Annotated in this window: 12 protein-coding genes; 9 read left to right on the top strand and 3 right to left on the bottom strand. The window is 62.2% G+C overall.

Going from position 1 to position 14844, the window contains the following annotated elements; all coding sequences use genetic code 11:
- The first annotated feature begins 2 nt into the window (after positions 1-2).
- The 9 genes from murD (at position 3) to lpxC (ending at position 10498) form a co-directional block, all read left to right on the top strand.
- Positions 3-1349 carry a UDP-N-acetylmuramoyl-L-alanine--D-glutamate ligase gene (gene murD / locus ACIPQ1_RS15555; protein ID WP_186705125.1) on the top strand — a complete coding sequence of 449 codons (1347 nt, stop codon included), beginning with the start codon at positions 3-5 and terminating at the stop codon, positions 1347-1349.
- Entirely contained in the window at positions 1346-2563 is a 1218-nt protein-coding gene (gene ftsW / locus ACIPQ1_RS15550; RefSeq protein WP_411385565.1) for a putative lipid II flippase FtsW, read from the top strand. Before murD ends, ftsW begins: the two co-directional genes overlap by 4 nt.
- On the top strand, positions 2553-3623 hold the full coding sequence (gene murG / locus ACIPQ1_RS15545; protein ID WP_186705126.1) for an undecaprenyldiphospho-muramoylpentapeptide beta-N-acetylglucosaminyltransferase: 1071 nt from the start codon (positions 2553-2555) through the stop codon (positions 3621-3623). Before ftsW ends, murG begins: the two co-directional genes overlap by 11 nt.
- Positions 3616-5076 (top strand): UDP-N-acetylmuramate--L-alanine ligase, encoded by a 1461-nt coding sequence (murC, locus tag ACIPQ1_RS15540; RefSeq protein WP_053124957.1) that lies wholly within the window; start codon positions 3616-3618, stop codon positions 5074-5076. The genes murG and murC overlap by 8 nt, the downstream gene beginning before the upstream one ends.
- On the top strand, positions 5073-6038 hold the full coding sequence (locus ACIPQ1_RS15535) for a D-alanine--D-alanine ligase (protein WP_053124955.1): 966 nt from the start codon (positions 5073-5075) through the stop codon (positions 6036-6038). Before murC ends, ACIPQ1_RS15535 begins: the two co-directional genes overlap by 4 nt.
- 3 nt (positions 6039-6041) lie before the next feature.
- The gene (locus ACIPQ1_RS15530; protein WP_186705128.1) at positions 6042-6908 is read left to right on the top strand and encodes a cell division protein FtsQ/DivIB; all 867 of its coding nucleotides are present in this window, start codon (positions 6042-6044) and stop codon (positions 6906-6908) included.
- A 15-nt stretch (positions 6909-6923) separates the two neighbouring features.
- Positions 6924-8183: a cell division protein FtsA gene (gene ftsA / locus ACIPQ1_RS15525; protein WP_003205342.1), complete on the top strand. Its 1260-nt coding sequence runs from the start codon at positions 6924-6926 to the stop codon at positions 8181-8183.
- A 97-nt stretch (positions 8184-8280) separates the two neighbouring features.
- On the top strand, positions 8281-9474 hold the full coding sequence (gene ftsZ / locus ACIPQ1_RS15520; protein WP_411385564.1) for a cell division protein FtsZ: 1194 nt from the start codon (positions 8281-8283) through the stop codon (positions 9472-9474).
- A gap of 112 nt (positions 9475-9586) precedes the next feature.
- Positions 9587-10498, top strand: coding sequence for a UDP-3-O-acyl-N-acetylglucosamine deacetylase (lpxC, locus tag ACIPQ1_RS15515; RefSeq protein ID WP_095106092.1), 912 nt, complete (start codon positions 9587-9589; stop codon positions 10496-10498).
- 580 nt (positions 10499-11078) lie between these two features.
- On the opposite strand, the gene ACIPQ1_RS15510 is transcribed toward lpxC, so the two are convergent.
- The 3 genes from ACIPQ1_RS15510 to ACIPQ1_RS15500 form a co-directional block, all read right to left on the bottom strand.
- Positions 11079-12572 (bottom strand): sensor domain-containing diguanylate cyclase, encoded by a 1494-nt coding sequence (locus ACIPQ1_RS15510; RefSeq protein WP_411387552.1) that lies wholly within the window; start codon positions 12570-12572, stop codon positions 11079-11081.
- A gap of 230 nt (positions 12573-12802) precedes the next feature.
- Complete coding sequence (locus ACIPQ1_RS15505) at positions 12803-14170, bottom strand: heavy metal sensor histidine kinase (protein ID WP_186705130.1); 1368 nt, start codon at positions 14168-14170, stop codon at positions 12803-12805.
- A complete protein-coding gene (locus ACIPQ1_RS15500) occupies positions 14157-14840 on the bottom strand; it encodes a heavy metal response regulator transcription factor (protein WP_186705131.1) in 684 nt (227 codons plus the stop codon). The genes ACIPQ1_RS15505 and ACIPQ1_RS15500 overlap by 14 nt, the downstream gene beginning before the upstream one ends.
- Between the last annotated feature and the right edge of the window lie 4 nt (positions 14841-14844).

Below are 14844 nucleotides of genomic sequence, written 5' to 3'. Positions count from 1 at the left end.
GAGTGTCCCTGATTGCTTCTGACCACTTCCGCATCGTTGTCGGCCTCGGCAAGAGCGGCATGTCCCTGGTTCGCTTCCTGGCGAACCGGGGCGTGTCGTTTGCCGTGGCCGATACGCGGGAAAATCCGCCTGAGCTGGCCACGCTGCGCCGTGACTATCCACAGGTGGACGTGCGTTGTGGCGAGCTGGACGTCGAATTCCTGTGCCGTGCCGATGAACTCTACGTGAGTCCCGGCCTGGCCCTGGCGACCCCAGCCCTGCAGGCTGCCGCTGCCCGTGGCGTGAAGTTGTCCGGCGACATCGAGCTATTCGCGCGCAACGCCAAGGCGCCGATCGTTGCCATCAGCGGTTCCAATGCCAAGAGCACCGTCACCACCCTGGTGGGTGAGATGGCCGCGGCGGCCGGCAAGCGTGTCGCCGTGGGCGGCAACCTCGGTACCCCGGCACTGGACCTGCTCAGCGATGACGTCGAGTTGTACGTGATGGAACTGTCGAGCTTCCAGCTCGAGACCACCGACCACCTCGGTGCCGAAGTGGCCACCGTGCTCAACGTCAGCGAAGACCACATGGACCGCTACAGCGGCCTGCCGGCTTACCACCTGGCCAAGCACCGGATTTTCCGGGGTGCCCGGCAAGTGGTATTCAACCGCCAGGACGCCCTGACCCGGCCGTTGTTGGGCGAGGGCATGCCGTGCTGGTCCTTCGGCCTGGGCGTTCCGGATTTCAAAGGCTTCGGGTTGCGCGAAGAGAACGGCGAGAAATACCTGGCCTTCGAATTCCAGATCCTGATGCCGGTGCGCGAGTTGAAAATTCGCGGCGCCCACAACCAGGCCAATGCCCTGGCTGCGTTGGCCCTGGGGCATGCGGTCGGCCTGCCGTTCGACGCCATGCTCTCGGCCCTGCGCACCTTCGCCGGCCTTGAGCACCGCTGCCAGTGGGTACGCGACCTCGATGGCGTGGCCTGGTACAACGACTCCAAGGCCACCAACGTCGGTGCCGCGCTCGCGGCCATCGAAGGCCTTGGCGCGGACATCGACGGCAAGCTCGTGCTGATCGCCGGCGGCGACGGCAAGGGTGCCGACTTCAAGGACCTGCGCGACCCCGTTGCCGCCAACTGCCGCGCCGTGGTGCTGATGGGCCGTGATCGCGAATTGATCGCCCAGGCCCTCGGCGATGCCGTGCCGCTGGTACGCGTCGCTTCGCTGGACGAGGCGGTGCAGCAATGCCGCGCCCTTGCCCAGCCGGGCGATGCGGTCCTGCTGTCGCCGGCCTGCGCCAGTTTCGACATGTTCAAGAACTACGAAGAGCGTGGGCAGTTGTTCGCCCAGGCCGCGGAGGACTTGGCATGAACCTGATGAACATCATCAAGCCGTACCCGTCGCCGCTGATTACCGGTCGTGGCATCGATCTGGATTTCCCGATGCTCGCCGGTTGCCTGGCCTTGCTGGGCCTGGGCCTGGTGATGATCACCTCCGCGTCGTCGGAAGTGGCCGCCGTGCAGTCGGGCAACACCCTTTACCACATGATCCGCCACCTGATTTACCTGGTGATCGGCCTGGGCGCGTGCATCGTCACCATGATGGTGCCGATCGCCACTTGGCAACGCCTGGGCTGGATGATGTTGCTCGGTGCCTTCGGCCTGTTGGTGATGGTGCTCTTGCCGGGTATTGGTCGCGAGGTCAACGGCTCGATGCGCTGGATCGGCTTCAGCTTCTTCAACGTCCAGCCTTCGGAGATCGCCAAGGTCTTCGTGGTGATCTACCTCGCCGGTTACCTGGTGCGTCGCCAGAAGGAAGTGCGCGAGAGCTGGATGGGGTTCTTCAAGCCGTTCATCGTGTTGCTGCCGATGGCCGGCCTGCTGCTGATGGAACCGGACTTCGGTGCCACGGTGGTGATGATGGGCGCGGCGGCGGCGATGCTGTTCCTCGGCGGCGTCGGGCTGTTCCGTTTCACCTTGATGGTCGCGCTGGCGGTTGCGGCGGTGACGGTGCTGGTGCAGGCGCAACCGTATCGGATGGCGCGCCTGATCACCTTTACCGATCCGTGGGCGGACCAGTTTGGTTCCGGCTATCAATTGACCCAGGCGCTGATTGCCTTCGGTCGCGGCGAGTGGCTGGGCGTGGGCCTGGGCAACAGCGTGCAGAAGCAGTTCTACCTGCCGGAAGCCCACACCGACTTCGTGTTCTCGGTCCTGGCCGAAGAACTGGGGATGGTGGGTTCCCTGTGCACCGTCGCCCTGTTCGTGTTCGTCTGCGTGCGTGGCATGTACATCGGCTTGTGGGCGGAAAAGGCCAAACAGTTTTTCGCCGCCTATGTGGCGTATGGCTTGTCGTTCCTGTGGATCGGCCAGTTTTTGATCAACATCGGCGTGAACGTCGGCCTATTGCCGACCAAGGGCCTGACGCTGCCGTTCCTCAGTTATGGCGGCAGCTCCCTGGTGATCTGCTGTGCCTGTCTCGGCCTGTTGCTGCGTATCGAATGGGAGAGTCGAACCCACCTGGGCAGCGAAGAGATGGAATTCCAGGAGAGCGACTTCGCCGAGGAGCCGACTCATGGGCGCTAACGTGCTGATCATGGCGGGCGGTACCGGCGGGCACGTATTCCCGGCGCTGGCCTGTGCCCGGGAGTTCCAGGCACGCGGCTACACCGTGCATTGGTTGGGCACGCCACGGGGCATCGAGAACGAACTGGTGCCCGGCGCCGGCCTCGAACTGCACCGGATCGACGCCAGCGGCCTGCGGGGCAAGGGCAAGCTGTCGTTGCTCAAGGCACCGCTGATGCTGCTCAAGTCGGTCTGGCAAGCGCGGGCGATCATTCGTCGGCTGCGGCCGGTGTGCGTGGTCGGGTTCGGCGGTTATGTGACCGGGCCGGGCGGCGTTGCGGCAAAACTGGCCGGTGTGCCGGTGATCGTCCACGAGCAGAACGCCGTGGCCGGTACCGCCAATCGGTTACTGGTGCCGTTGGCCGCCCGGGTCTGTGAAGCCTTTCCCGACACCTTTACCCTGTCGGGCAGCCGCCGCACCACCGGCAATCCGGTGCGTACCGAGCTGTTCCTCGAAACACCGCGCCCGGCCCTGGCCGGACGCAAGGCGCGTTTGCTGGTCCTGGGTGGAAGCCTGGGGGCAGAACCGTTGAACAAATTGCTGCCCGAAGCCCTGTCGCAGGTCGCCCCCGAACTGCGCCCGGAAGTGTTTCACCAGGCCGGCAAAAACCACGATGAAGTGACCGCCGAGCGCTACCGCGCCGCCGGCGTCGAGGCGCAAGTGCAGCCTTTCATCAAAGACATGGCCCAAGCCTATGGCTGGGCCGACCTGGTGGTCTGCCGCGCAGGCGCGCTGACCATCAGTGAACTGGCTGCCGCCGGTCTGCCCTCGATGCTGGTGCCTTTGCCCCACGCCATCGACGATCACCAGACCCGTAACGCCGATTATTTGGCCCGTGAAGGCGCTGCCTTCCTGATGCCGCAAAGAACGACTGGCGCCGCGGATCTTGCCGCCCGCCTGACAGAGGTTTTGATGCAGCCGCAACGACTTGAAGACATGGCCCGCGCCGCCCGCCGCCTGGCCAAACCCGATGCCACGGCCCAAGTGGTCGATACCTGCCTGGAGGTGGCCCATGGTTGAGAATCGCAAAGCCATGCCGCAACCGGAAATGCGCCGTATCCGCCGCATCCACTTCGTCGGTATCGGCGGCGTGGGCATGTGCGGGATCGCCGAGGTGCTGCTGAACCTGGGTTACCAGGTCTCGGGTTCCGACCTGAAGGCTTCCCCGGTCACCGAGCGCCTGGAATCCTTCGGCGCGCAGATTTTTATCGGCCACCGTGCCGAGAACGCCGCCAATGCCGACGTGCTGGTGGTGTCCAGCGCCGTGAACACGTCCAACCCGGAAGTCGCCACCGCCCTGGAACGCCGCATCCCGGTGGTGCCACGGGCTGAGATGCTCGCCGAGCTGATGCGCTATCGCCACGGCATCGCCGTCGCCGGTACCCACGGCAAGACCACCACCACCAGCCTGATCGCCTCGGTGTTCGCCGCTGGTGGCCTGGACCCGACGTTCGTGATCGGTGGCCGCCTGAATGCCGCGGGCACTAATGCCCAACTGGGTACCAGCCGCTACCTGATCGCCGAAGCCGACGAGAGCGATGCGAGTTTCCTGCACCTGCAACCACTGGTGGCCGTGGTGACCAACATCGACGCCGACCACATGGCGACCTACGACGGCGACTTCAACAAGCTGAAGAAAACCTTCGTGGAGTTTCTGCACAACCTGCCGTTCTACGGTCTGGCGGTGGTGTGCCTGGACGATCCGGTGGTGCGTGAGATCCTGCCGCTGATCAAGCGTCCGACCGTGACCTACGGTTTTGGCGAAGACGCCGACGTACGCGCCATCAACGTGCGCCAGCAGGGCATGCAGACATTCTTCACCGTCTTGCGCCCTGATCGCGAGCCGTTGGACGTGTCGGTGAACATGCCTGGCAACCACAACGTGCTCAACGCCTTGGCCACTATCTGCATCGCCACCGACGAAGGTGTCAGCGATGAAGCCATCGTCCAGGGCCTGTCCGGGTTCCAGGGTGTGGGTCGACGCTTCCAGGTCTACGGCGAATTGCCGGTGGACGGCGGCAACGTGATGCTGGTGGATGACTACGGCCACCACCCGACCGAAGTCGCGGCGGTGATCAAGGCCGTGCGCGGTGGCTGGCCGGAGCGGCGCCTGGTGATGGTCTACCAGCCGCACCGCTACAGCCGCACCCGCGACCTGTACGACGACTTCGTCCAGGTATTGGCCGACGCCAACGTGCTGCTGTTGATGGAAGTCTACCCGGCCGGTGAAGAGCCGATCCCCGGGGCCGACAGCCGCCAGCTGTGCCACAGCATTCGCCAGCGTGGCCAGTTGGACCCGATCTACATCGAACGCGGCGTGGACCTCGCGCCGCTGGTCAAGCCGCTGCTGCGCGCCGGCGACATCCTGCTGTGCCAGGGTGCCGGCGACATCGGTGGCCTGGCCCCGAAACTGTTGAACAGTCCGTTATTCGCCGGAGCCATCGTGGCCTCCAGCGAGGGGAAACTGAAATGACTGCTGCCTACGCCAACCTGGTCTCGACCCTCGATCCGAAAGCCTTCGGCCGCGTTGCCGTGCTGTTCGGTGGCAAGAGCGCCGAGCGCGAGGTCTCCCTCAAGTCCGGCAACGCCGTGCTGCAAGCCTTGCAAAGCGCCGGCGTCGACGCCTTCGGCATCGATGTGGGCGACGATTTCCTGCAGCGCCTGCTCAGCGAAAAGATCGACCGCGCGTTCATCATTCTCCACGGTCGCGGCGGTGAAGACGGCAGCATGCAAGGCCTGCTCGAATGCCTGGGCATTCCCTACACCGGCAGCGGCATCCTCGCGTCTGCCCTGGCGATGGACAAGCTGCGCACCAAGCAGGTCTGGCACAGCCTCGGCATTCCAACGCCGCGTCACGCCGTGCTGGCGTCCGAGGCCGATTGTATTTCGGCGGCCACGGAACTGGGCTTCCCTTTGATCGTCAAACCGGCCCATGAAGGTTCAAGTATCGGCATGGCGAAAGTGAATTCGCTGCCTGAGTTGACCGCAGCCTGGAAGGACGCCAGTTCCTACGATTCGCAAGTGTTGGTCGAACAGTGGATCACCGGTCCCGAGTTCACCATCGCCACCCTGCGTGACCAGGTGTTGCCCCCGATTGCGCTGGGCACGCCCCACACGTTCTACGACTACGACGCCAAGTACATCGCCAACGATACCCAGTACCGCATTCCCTGCGGGCTGGATGCGGCCAAGGAAAAACAACTGATGGACCTCACGGCCAAGGCCTGTGAGGCGCTGGGTATTGCCGGTTGGGGCCGGGCGGACGTGATGCAGGACGCCGATGGGCAGTTCTGGTTCCTGGAAGTCAACACCGCCCCTGGCATGACCGATCACAGCCTGGTGCCGATGGCGGCCCGCGCCGCCGGCCTGGATTTCCAGCAACTGGTGCTGTCGATCCTGGCCGCCAGTGTCGGCCAACAAGAGCCAAGAGGTTAAGCCATGCAAGGCGCATCGCTTCGTCATCAGCCATCCGCACCCGGTCGCAAGCCGGTGCCGCGGGGTGCCAGCCGAATGGTGGCCAAAGAGCCGATGTCGGCGCGCTTGCCGAAAGCCAATTTTGGCTTTCTCAAGAGCCTGTTCTGGCCAGTGATGCTGGTTGCGCTGGGGTTCGGTACGTATGAAGGCGCGCAACGGTTGTTGCCGTATGCCGACCGGCCAATCGCCCGGATCAACGTCCAGGGCGACCTGAGCTACATCAGCCAGCAGGCGGTGCAGCAGCGGATCGCCCCGTTCGTCGCGTCGAGCTTCTTCACCATCGACCTGGCGGGCATGCGCACGGAGCTGGAGCAGATGCCCTGGATCGCCCACGCCGAAGTCCGGCGGGTGTGGCCCGACCAGGTGTCGATTCGCCTGGAAGAACAGCTGCCGGTGGCCCGTTGGGGCGACGAGTCGCTGTTGAACAACCAGGGCCAGGCGTTTACGCCGCGGGAACTGGCCAACTATGAACATTTGCCACAACTGTTCGGTCCACAGCGGGCCCAGCAGCAAGTCATGCAGCAATACCAGGTGTTGAGCCAGATGTTGCGGCCGTTGGGCTTCTCCATCGCGCGCCTGGAGTTGCGTGAGCGCGGCAGTTGGTTCCTGACCACTGGCGCGGGCAGCTCGGGGCCGGGCATCGAGTTGTTGCTCGGTCGCGGCAACCTGGTGGAAAAGATGCGCCGCTTCATCGCCATCTATGACAAGACGCTCAAAGAACAGATTACGAACATTGCGCGCATCGATCTGCGCTACGCCAACGGCCTGGCCGTTGGCTGGCGGGAACCTGTGGCGCCGACGACGGCCGAACCCGCCGTCGCGAAGAATTAAGAAGAGGCAGGACCCATGGCAAACGTGCAAAGCGGGAAAATGATCGTCGGTCTCGATATCGGCACTTCCAAGGTGGTGGCGCTGGTAGGCGAAGTCGCGGACGACGGCACGCTGGTCATCGTCGGGATCGGTACACACCCGTCCCGCGGCTTGAAGAAAGGCGTGGTGGTGAACATCGAGTCCACCGTGCAATCGATCCAGCGCGCCATCGAAGAGGCGCAACTGATGGCCGGTTGCCGGATCCACTCGGCGTTCGTTGGCGTGGCGGGCAATCACATTCGCAGCCTGAACTCCCACGGCATCGTGGCGATTCGTGATCGCGAAGTCAGCTCCGCCGACCTCGAGCGCGTTCTCGACGCGGCCCAGGCCGTGGCAATCCCGGCCGACCAGCGTGTGCTGCACACCCTGCCGCAGGATTACGTGATCGATAACCAGGAAGGCGTGCGCGAGCCCCTGGGCATGTCTGGCGTGCGCCTGGAAGCCAAGGTCCACGTGGTGACCTGCGCGGTGAACGCCGCGCAGAACATCGAGAAGTGCGTGCGCCGCTGCGGCCTGGAAATCGACGACATCATCCTCGAGCAACTGGCCTCGGCCTACTCGGTGCTGACCGACGACGAGAAAGAGCTGGGCGTGTGCCTGGTGGACATCGGCGGCGGCACCACTGACATCGCGATCTTCACCGAAGGCGCGATCCGCCACACGGCCGTGATCCCGATTGCCGGCGACCAGGTGACCAACGACATCGCCATGGCGTTGCGCACCCCGACCCAGTACGCCGAGGAAATCAAGATCCGCTACGCCTGTGCCCTGGCGAAACTGGCCGGTGCCGGTGAAACCATCAAGGTGCCAAGCGTCGGCGACCGTCCACCGCGCGAACTGTCGCGCCAGGCCCTGGCCGAAGTGGTCGAGCCGCGTTACGACGAGCTGTTCACGCTGATCCAGGCCGAGCTGCGTCGCAGTGGCTACGAAGACCTGATCCCGGCCGGCATCGTGCTGACCGGCGGTACGTCGAAGATGGAAGGCGCGGTCGAGCTGGCCGAGGAGATTTTCCACATGCCGGTGCGCCTGGGCGTGCCCCATGGCGTCAAGGGCCTGGATGACGTGGTCCGTAACCCGATCTATTCCACCGGCGTGGGCCTGTTGATGTACGGCCTGCAAAAACAGTCCGACGGGATCTCGTTCTCGGGCATTGGAAGTCGCGACAGCTACAGCAGCGACGAGCCTAAGGCACCGCTGTTCGAGCGTCTCCAGGCTTGGGTCAAGGGCAATTTCTAACAGTTTCAAAGCTTCACGCGGCAGGTTTCAGGCTTGGCGCTGGAAGACGCAGCAAACGCAGTAGGCGAAAAAACTAGAGAATGAAAGGAGAGGGAACATGTTCGAACTCGTAGACAACATCCCCGCTAGCCCGGTTATCAAAGTAATCGGTGTCGGCGGTGGCGGCGGCAACGCTGTCAACCACATGGTCAAGAGCAACATCGAAGGCGTCGAGTTCATCTGCGCCAACACTGATGCCCAGGCGCTGAAATCCATCGGCGCGCGGACCATCCTGCAATTGGGCACTGGCGTAACCAAAGGCCTCGGCGCCGGCGCCAACCCGGAAGTCGGTCGTCAGGCCGCGCTCGAAGACCGTGAGCGCATCGCTGAAGTCCTGCAAGGCACCAACATGGTGTTCATCACCACCGGCATGGGCGGCGGTACCGGTACTGGTGCTGCACCGATCATCGCCGAAGTGGCCAAGGAAATGGGGATCCTCACCGTTGCGGTGGTGACTCGTCCGTTCCCGTTCGAAGGCCGCAAGCGTATGCAGATCGCCGACGAAGGTATCCGTCTGCTGTCTGAAAGCGTTGACTCGTTGATCACCATTCCCAACGAGAAGCTGCTGACCATCCTGGGTAAAGATGCAAGCCTGCTGTCGGCTTTCGCCAAGGCTGACGACGTACTGGCCGGTGCCGTTCGCGGTATCTCCGACATCATCAAGCGTCCAGGCATGATCAACGTCGACTTTGCCGACGTACGGACAGTTATGAGCGAAATGGGCATGGCGATGATGGGCACTGGCTGCGCCAGCGGTCCGAACCGTGCACGCGAGGCCACCGAAGCGGCCATTCGCAACCCGTTGCTCGAAGACGTGAACCTGCAAGGTGCACGCGGCATCCTGGTGAACATCACCGCCGGTCCTGACCTGTCCCTGGGTGAGTACTCCGACGTGGGTAGCATCATCGAAGCCTTCGCTTCCGAGCACGCGATGGTCAAGGTCGGTACCGTTATCGATCCGGACATGCGCGACGAGTTGCACGTGACCGTGGTTGCCACGGGCCTGGGCGCGAAAATCGAGAAGCCCGTGAAGGTCATCGACAACACCGTTCACACTTCCATGGCTTCGCAACCGCAACAACAAGCGGCTTCGCGTCAGGAAGCGCCTGCGGTGAACTACCGTGACCTGGACCGTCCGACCGTCATGCGCAACCAGGCCCAGGCCGGTGCTGCGACTGCCGCGAAGATGAATCCGCAAGACGATCTGGATTACCTGGACATCCCGGCTTTCCTGCGTCGTCAGGCCGATTGATGAAATGTATCAGGGGGATACAGGTGATTGGTGTTCAGCAAAGGTCTGGTCTGCTATCATCGCCAGCCTTTGTTGATACCAGTTCGCAATTTGCGCTGAAGCGGCCCATGCCATGATTAAACAACGCACCCTGAAGAATATTATCCGTGCCACAGGTGTCGGTCTGCACTCCGGCGAGAAGGTCTACCTGACCCTCAAGCCCGCGCCTGTCGACACCGGCATCGTGTTTTGTCGTGCCGACCTCGACCCTGTGGTGCAGATTCCTGCTCGCGCGGAAAACGTTGGTGAAACCACTATGTCGACCACACTGGTCAACGGTGACGTCAAAGTGGACACGGTGGAGCATTTGCTCTCGGCCATGGCTGGCCTGGGCATCGATAACGCCTACGTCGAGCTCTCCGCGTCCGAAGTCCCGATCATGGATGGCAGCGCCGGACCCTTTGTATTCCTGATTCAATCGGCTGGCCTGGAAGAGCAGGACGCAGCCAAGAAGTTCATCCGCATCCTGCGGGAAGTGACAGTGGAAGACGGCGACAAGCGCGCCACTTTCGTCCCTTTCGAGGGTTTCAAGGTGAGCTTCGAGATCGATTTCGATCACCCGGTTTTCCGTGACCGCACCCAGAGTGCAAGCGTGGATTTTTCCAGCACTTCGTTCGTGAAAGAAGTCAGCCGCGCCCGTACCTTTGGTTTCATGAGTGATATCGAGTACCTGCGCAAGCACAACCTCGCACTCGGCGGCAGTGTTGAAAACGCGATCGTGGTCGATTCCGATGGTGTATTGAACGAAGACGGTCTTCGCTATGAAGACGAATTCGTCAAGCACAAGATCCTCGATGCAATCGGCGACCTCTACCTGCTGGGCAATAGCTTGATTGGTGAGTTCAAGGGCTTCAAGTCCGGCCACGCACTGAACAACCAGCTGCTGCGCAAGTTGATTGAGCAGAAAGATGCTTGGGAAGTCGTGACGTTCGAAGACGCCAGCACCGCACCAATCTCTTACATGCGTCCTGTCGCGGCCGTGTAAGCAAAAAAACCTCTCTAGTTTTTGAAGGCTGCCTTTGGGTGGCCTTTTTTTATGGTTGCTTTTGGGTGTGTATCTTTTTGGTGTGTGTTCCGTTGCTGTGGTAACTAACGGGGCGCCCGAGATCAACGTCCTCCCCGAGCTTGCTCGCGATGAGGCCGGCACATCCAACATGTTTGCCGACTGAAGCACCGCCTTCGCGAGCAAGCTCGCTCCCACATTCGGTCTTCAGTGGACACAAAATTCATATCCAACCCAGAACCCCTGTGGGAGCGAGCTTGCTCGCGATGAGGCCGGCACATCCAACATGTTTGCCGACTGAAGTACCGCCATCGCGAGCAAGCTCGCTCCCACACTCGGTTTTCAGCGGACACAAAATTCATATCCAACACAGCACCCATGTGGGAGCGAGCTTGCTCGCGATGAGGCCCGCACATCCAACATGTTTGCCGACTGAAGCACCGCCTTCGCGAGCAGGCTCGCTCCCACATTCAATCTTCAGTGGGCACAAAATTTATGCCCAACACAGAGCTCCCACAGGAGGAACGCGGTCCCCTCAAGAACCAGCCCCCAAAAAACGGCTTTACATCGCACAAACCACACGATTTCGCCCACTGGCCTTCGCCTGGTACAGCGCCTTATCCGCAGCGAACAAAAGTTGCGAAAGCTCACCATATGGCCCATTCAGCCAAGTAGCGATGCCAATACTTACCGTCATGGGTGCTCCCCCCTCGGACACCGGCGGTAATTGTTCAACCGCGTCGCGAATGTTCTGGGCCATGGTAAAGGCGCCCGCAGTGGTGGTCTCCGGCAGAATCACCGAGAACTCTTCACCGCCATAACGCGCCGCCAGGTCGGCGGGGCGTCGCACATGCTGGCCGATCAACTGCGCCAAGGCCCGCAGGGCCTCGTCACCCTGTTGATGACCATGGCGATCGTTGAACGCCTTGAAGTGATCGGCATCGATCATCAACACAGACAACGGTTGACCCGAACGTTGCGCACGCAACCACTCCTGCTGCAACGTTTCGTCCAGGGTTCGCCGGTTGGCCAGGCCTGTGAGGGCGTCGGTAGAGGCCAGTTGTGCCAGTTCCCGTTCGGCATTGTGGCGGCGGCGCAATTCCCGGCGCAGCAGCCAGGTGAGCCAGAGCAAACCGATGCACAGCGCACCGGTGGCGCCACTGACCAGCAATGCCGTGCGCTGCCAGGACGCGAAGACCTCTCGGGAGGAGAGCGCTACCACGACGATCAGTGGCAGGTTGCCTACCTGGGAAAAGGTGTATAGGCGCTGTGTCTGATCGACACTGGATATGCTGGTAAAACTGCCGTTGCCCTCGCGCAGGATACGTACGAAATTCGGTCGGTTGCTGAAGTCCTTGCCAATCATGTCGTCAGCCAGGGGCGGTTCCTGGGCCAGCAGGATTCCATCGCGGCTGACCAGGTTGACCGTCCCATGGCCGATGTTCAGGCTCTTGAACAACTGGCTGAAGTAGTTCAGGCGCATCGCGGCTTCGGCCACGCCCATGAACTCGCCCTGGTCATCGCTCAGTCGATAGCTGAAGCTGATGCGCCAATCCTTGGTGGCACTCCTGGAACGGAACGGGCGACTGATCATCATGTCCGGAGTCGGGTTCTGGACATGGGACTGGAAATACTCCCGGTCGGCGTAGTTGCCTTTGCGCGGTTCGACCGAGGCGGAATCGGCGATCACATCGCCCCGCTTGTCGAGCAGCAGGATGTCGCCTTTATAGGGAACGGTGGTGGCGCGGTCGAACAGGGCCAGGTGGCGGATCGTTGGCGAAACGTCTTTCAGGTCGTCGCGTTTTGCCGTGGCGATCAAGCCTTGTAGCGAAAGGTCGTAGAGTTCGACGTTGCGCAGCACGTCGGCATCGATCAGTTGCACGATATTGTTCGCCGCGCGTGTGGCCGCCTGCTGGGCCGTCGCGTGTTCGCGAATCAACAGGAACGTCACGATACTCAGGATGGCAATGACAACCAGCGAGCTGGCCAGTACGAGTACCCGTTCCGAACGTATCGAAGACGGGGTGTTGCCGGGTGTCGCACTGCGCGCGCTCATGGTTCCGAATGTCTGCATTGTCATAGGGTTGGGATCCGTCCCAAAGGATTGCAAACCGGCAAATGAACCAGATGCTGGCCTTTTGCTGATTGTGCTTGGATCGATGAGAGCGGGCAATCAGTGTTTGCGCAATATCTGGTACGCGCTGCCGAAGGTGGCGATCTGTTGATTTTGATTCAGTTGGCTTTCGCCCAGCATTCAACTGGAAAACACCGGACCTTGTGGCGGTGTCAGGCTGGCAAGCGGATCCCGAACGTGTTGGCGCCCTGGTCGCTGTGCACAAAAACATCGCCACCATGCATCAGTGCGATGGCCTTGACGATGGCCAGCCCCAGCCCATGGTTGGCGCCGCTGTTGCTGCGCGAGGCATCGACGCGATAGAAGCGTTCGAACAGGCGCGGCAGATGTTCGCCGGCAATCGGGTCGCCGGGGTTGGTGACGGCGAGGCAGATCTGCTCGCCAAGGGCTTCGATGCGCACATCGATCACTTGACCGGGCGCCGTGTGCTGCACGGCGTTGCTCAGCAGGTTGATCAGCGCCCGGCGCAGGTGGGCGATCTCGATGTTGGCCTGGGCATCGCCGCTGACCCGGACCTGGACCTGGGCGTCCTCCAGAATGAAGTCCAGGTAATCTAGGGTGGTTGCCACTTCGCTGGCCAGGGAGGTGCTGGTCAACTTGGTGGCCTTGCTGCCCTGGTCGGCGCTGGCCAGGAACAGCATGTCGTTGATGATCGAGCGCAGCCGCTCCAACTCCTCGAGATTCGATTGCAGCACTTCGAAGTAATGTTCGGCCGAGCGTCCGCGGGTCAGCGCCACCTGGGTCTGGCCGATCAGGTTGGTCAATGGCGAGCGCAGTTCATGGGCGACGTCGGCGTTGAACGACTCCAACCGTGAGTAAGCCTGTTCGACCCGGTCCAGAGTGGCGTTGAAGGAACTGACGAACTGGTTCAGTTCCGGCGGCAAGGGCGACAGTTGCAAGCGCCCGGACAGGCGGGGCGGGGTCAGGCGTTGGGCTTCATCGGAAAGCTTGATCAGCGGCTTGAGGCCGATGCGCGCGACCCAATAGCCCAGCAACGAAGCCAGGAGCACGCCGACAATCGCCAGGCTCACCAGCGCCACCAACAGGCGATGCTGGGTCTGGTAGAAGGTCTCGGTGTCGATGCCAATCATGAAGCGCAGCGGCGGGCGTTGGTCCTTGGCCGGGAACTGGCTCACCAGGACTTTCATCGGATAGTGTCGATGGGGCAACGTCAGGTCGCGTTTACCCAGGGGACCTTGGGCAAAGGTGCGGATCTGCCCATCGGGATCGCCGTACTCAAAGCGCGGATCGTCACTGACGATCCAGAAATGGATGCGCTTGTCTTCCTCGCCGAGCAATCGCAGCTTGTTGTTGATCTTCACCCAGTGTTCAGGCGTGCCATAGCGACCGACAGTAGACTCCAGGACACTGTAGCGGGCATCGAGCTCGGCTTCGGGCAACAGGCCCAGGCCTTTGGCGACTTGTTGATACAAAGCGCCACCGATCAACAGGAACACCAATGCCGCCACCAGCGTGAACAGGCCGCTGAGGCGCAGGGCGATGCTGTCAGGCAATTTCATTGCCGCGATTCTCCAGCACATAACCCATGCCGCGAATGGTGTGCAGCAACTTCTGCTCGAATGGCCCGTCGAGCTTGGCCCGCAAGCGTTTGATCGCCACTTCCACCACGTTGGCGTCACTGTCGAAGTTGATGTCCCAGACCATTTCGGCAATGGCGGTCTTCGAAAGGATTTCGCCCTGGCGGCGGGCCAGGACACTGAGCAGGGAGAACTCCTTGGCGGTCAGGTCCAGGCGCTGGCCGGCGCGTGTGGCCTTGCGGCTGATCAGATCGATCCACAGGTCGGCGATGCTCACCTGCACTGGTTCATGGCCGCCACTGCGGCGGGTCAGGGCTTGCAGGCGGGCCACCAGTTCCAGGAAAGAAAAGGGCTTGCCCAGGTAGTCGTCGGCGCCGTCGCGCAGCCCCTTGATGCGGTCCTCGACCCGTTCCCGGGCGGTGAGCATGATCACCGGCGTCTGCTTGCGGGCGCGCAAGGCCCGGAGCACGCCGAAGCCGTCCAGGCCCGGCAGCATCACGTCGAGCACGATCACCGCATAGTCGGTTTCCAGGGCCAGGTGCAGCCCCTCGATGCCGTCCGGCGCCACGTCCACGGTGTAGCCCTGTTCGGTCAGGCCGCGGTGCAGGTAGTCCGCGGTTTTTTCTTCGTCTTCGATGATCAGAACGCGCATGGCT

The sequence above is a fragment of the Pseudomonas sp. LARHCG127 genome (genome assembly GCF_052871455.1).
The sequence above is the reverse complement of the archived record's forward strand: the minus strand, read 5'-3'. Positions and strand labels throughout refer to the sequence as shown.

What these genes read in the sequence shown, in the direction of transcription:
- ftsW (WP_411385565.1), top strand. Translation starts at nt 1,346, where the DNA reads ATGAACCTGATGAACATCATCAAGCCGTACCCGTCGCCGCTGATTACC.
- murG (WP_186705126.1), top strand. Translation starts at nt 2,553, where the DNA reads ATGGGCGCTAACGTGCTGATCATGGCGGGCGGTACCGGCGGGCACGTA.
- murC (WP_053124957.1), top strand. Translation starts at nt 3,616, where the DNA reads ATGGTTGAGAATCGCAAAGCCATGCCGCAACCGGAAATGCGCCGTATC.
- ACIPQ1_RS15535 (WP_053124955.1), top strand. Translation starts at nt 5,073, where the DNA reads ATGACTGCTGCCTACGCCAACCTGGTCTCGACCCTCGATCCGAAAGCC.
- ACIPQ1_RS15530 (WP_186705128.1), top strand. Translation starts at nt 6,042, where the DNA reads ATGCAAGGCGCATCGCTTCGTCATCAGCCATCCGCACCCGGTCGCAAG.
- ftsA (WP_003205342.1), top strand. Translation starts at nt 6,924, where the DNA reads ATGGCAAACGTGCAAAGCGGGAAAATGATCGTCGGTCTCGATATCGGC.
- ftsZ (WP_411385564.1), top strand. Translation starts at nt 8,281, where the DNA reads ATGTTCGAACTCGTAGACAACATCCCCGCTAGCCCGGTTATCAAAGTA.
- lpxC (WP_095106092.1), top strand. Translation starts at nt 9,587, where the DNA reads ATGATTAAACAACGCACCCTGAAGAATATTATCCGTGCCACAGGTGTC.
- ACIPQ1_RS15510 (WP_411387552.1), bottom strand. Translation starts at nt 12,572, where the DNA reads ATGAGCGCGCGCAGTGCGACACCCGGCAACACCCCGTCTTCGATACGT.
- ACIPQ1_RS15505 (WP_186705130.1), bottom strand. Translation starts at nt 14,170, where the DNA reads ATGAAATTGCCTGACAGCATCGCCCTGCGCCTCAGCGGCCTGTTCACG.
- ACIPQ1_RS15500 (WP_186705131.1), bottom strand. Translation starts at nt 14,840, where the DNA reads ATGCGCGTTCTGATCATCGAAGACGAAGAAAAAACCGCGGACTACCTG.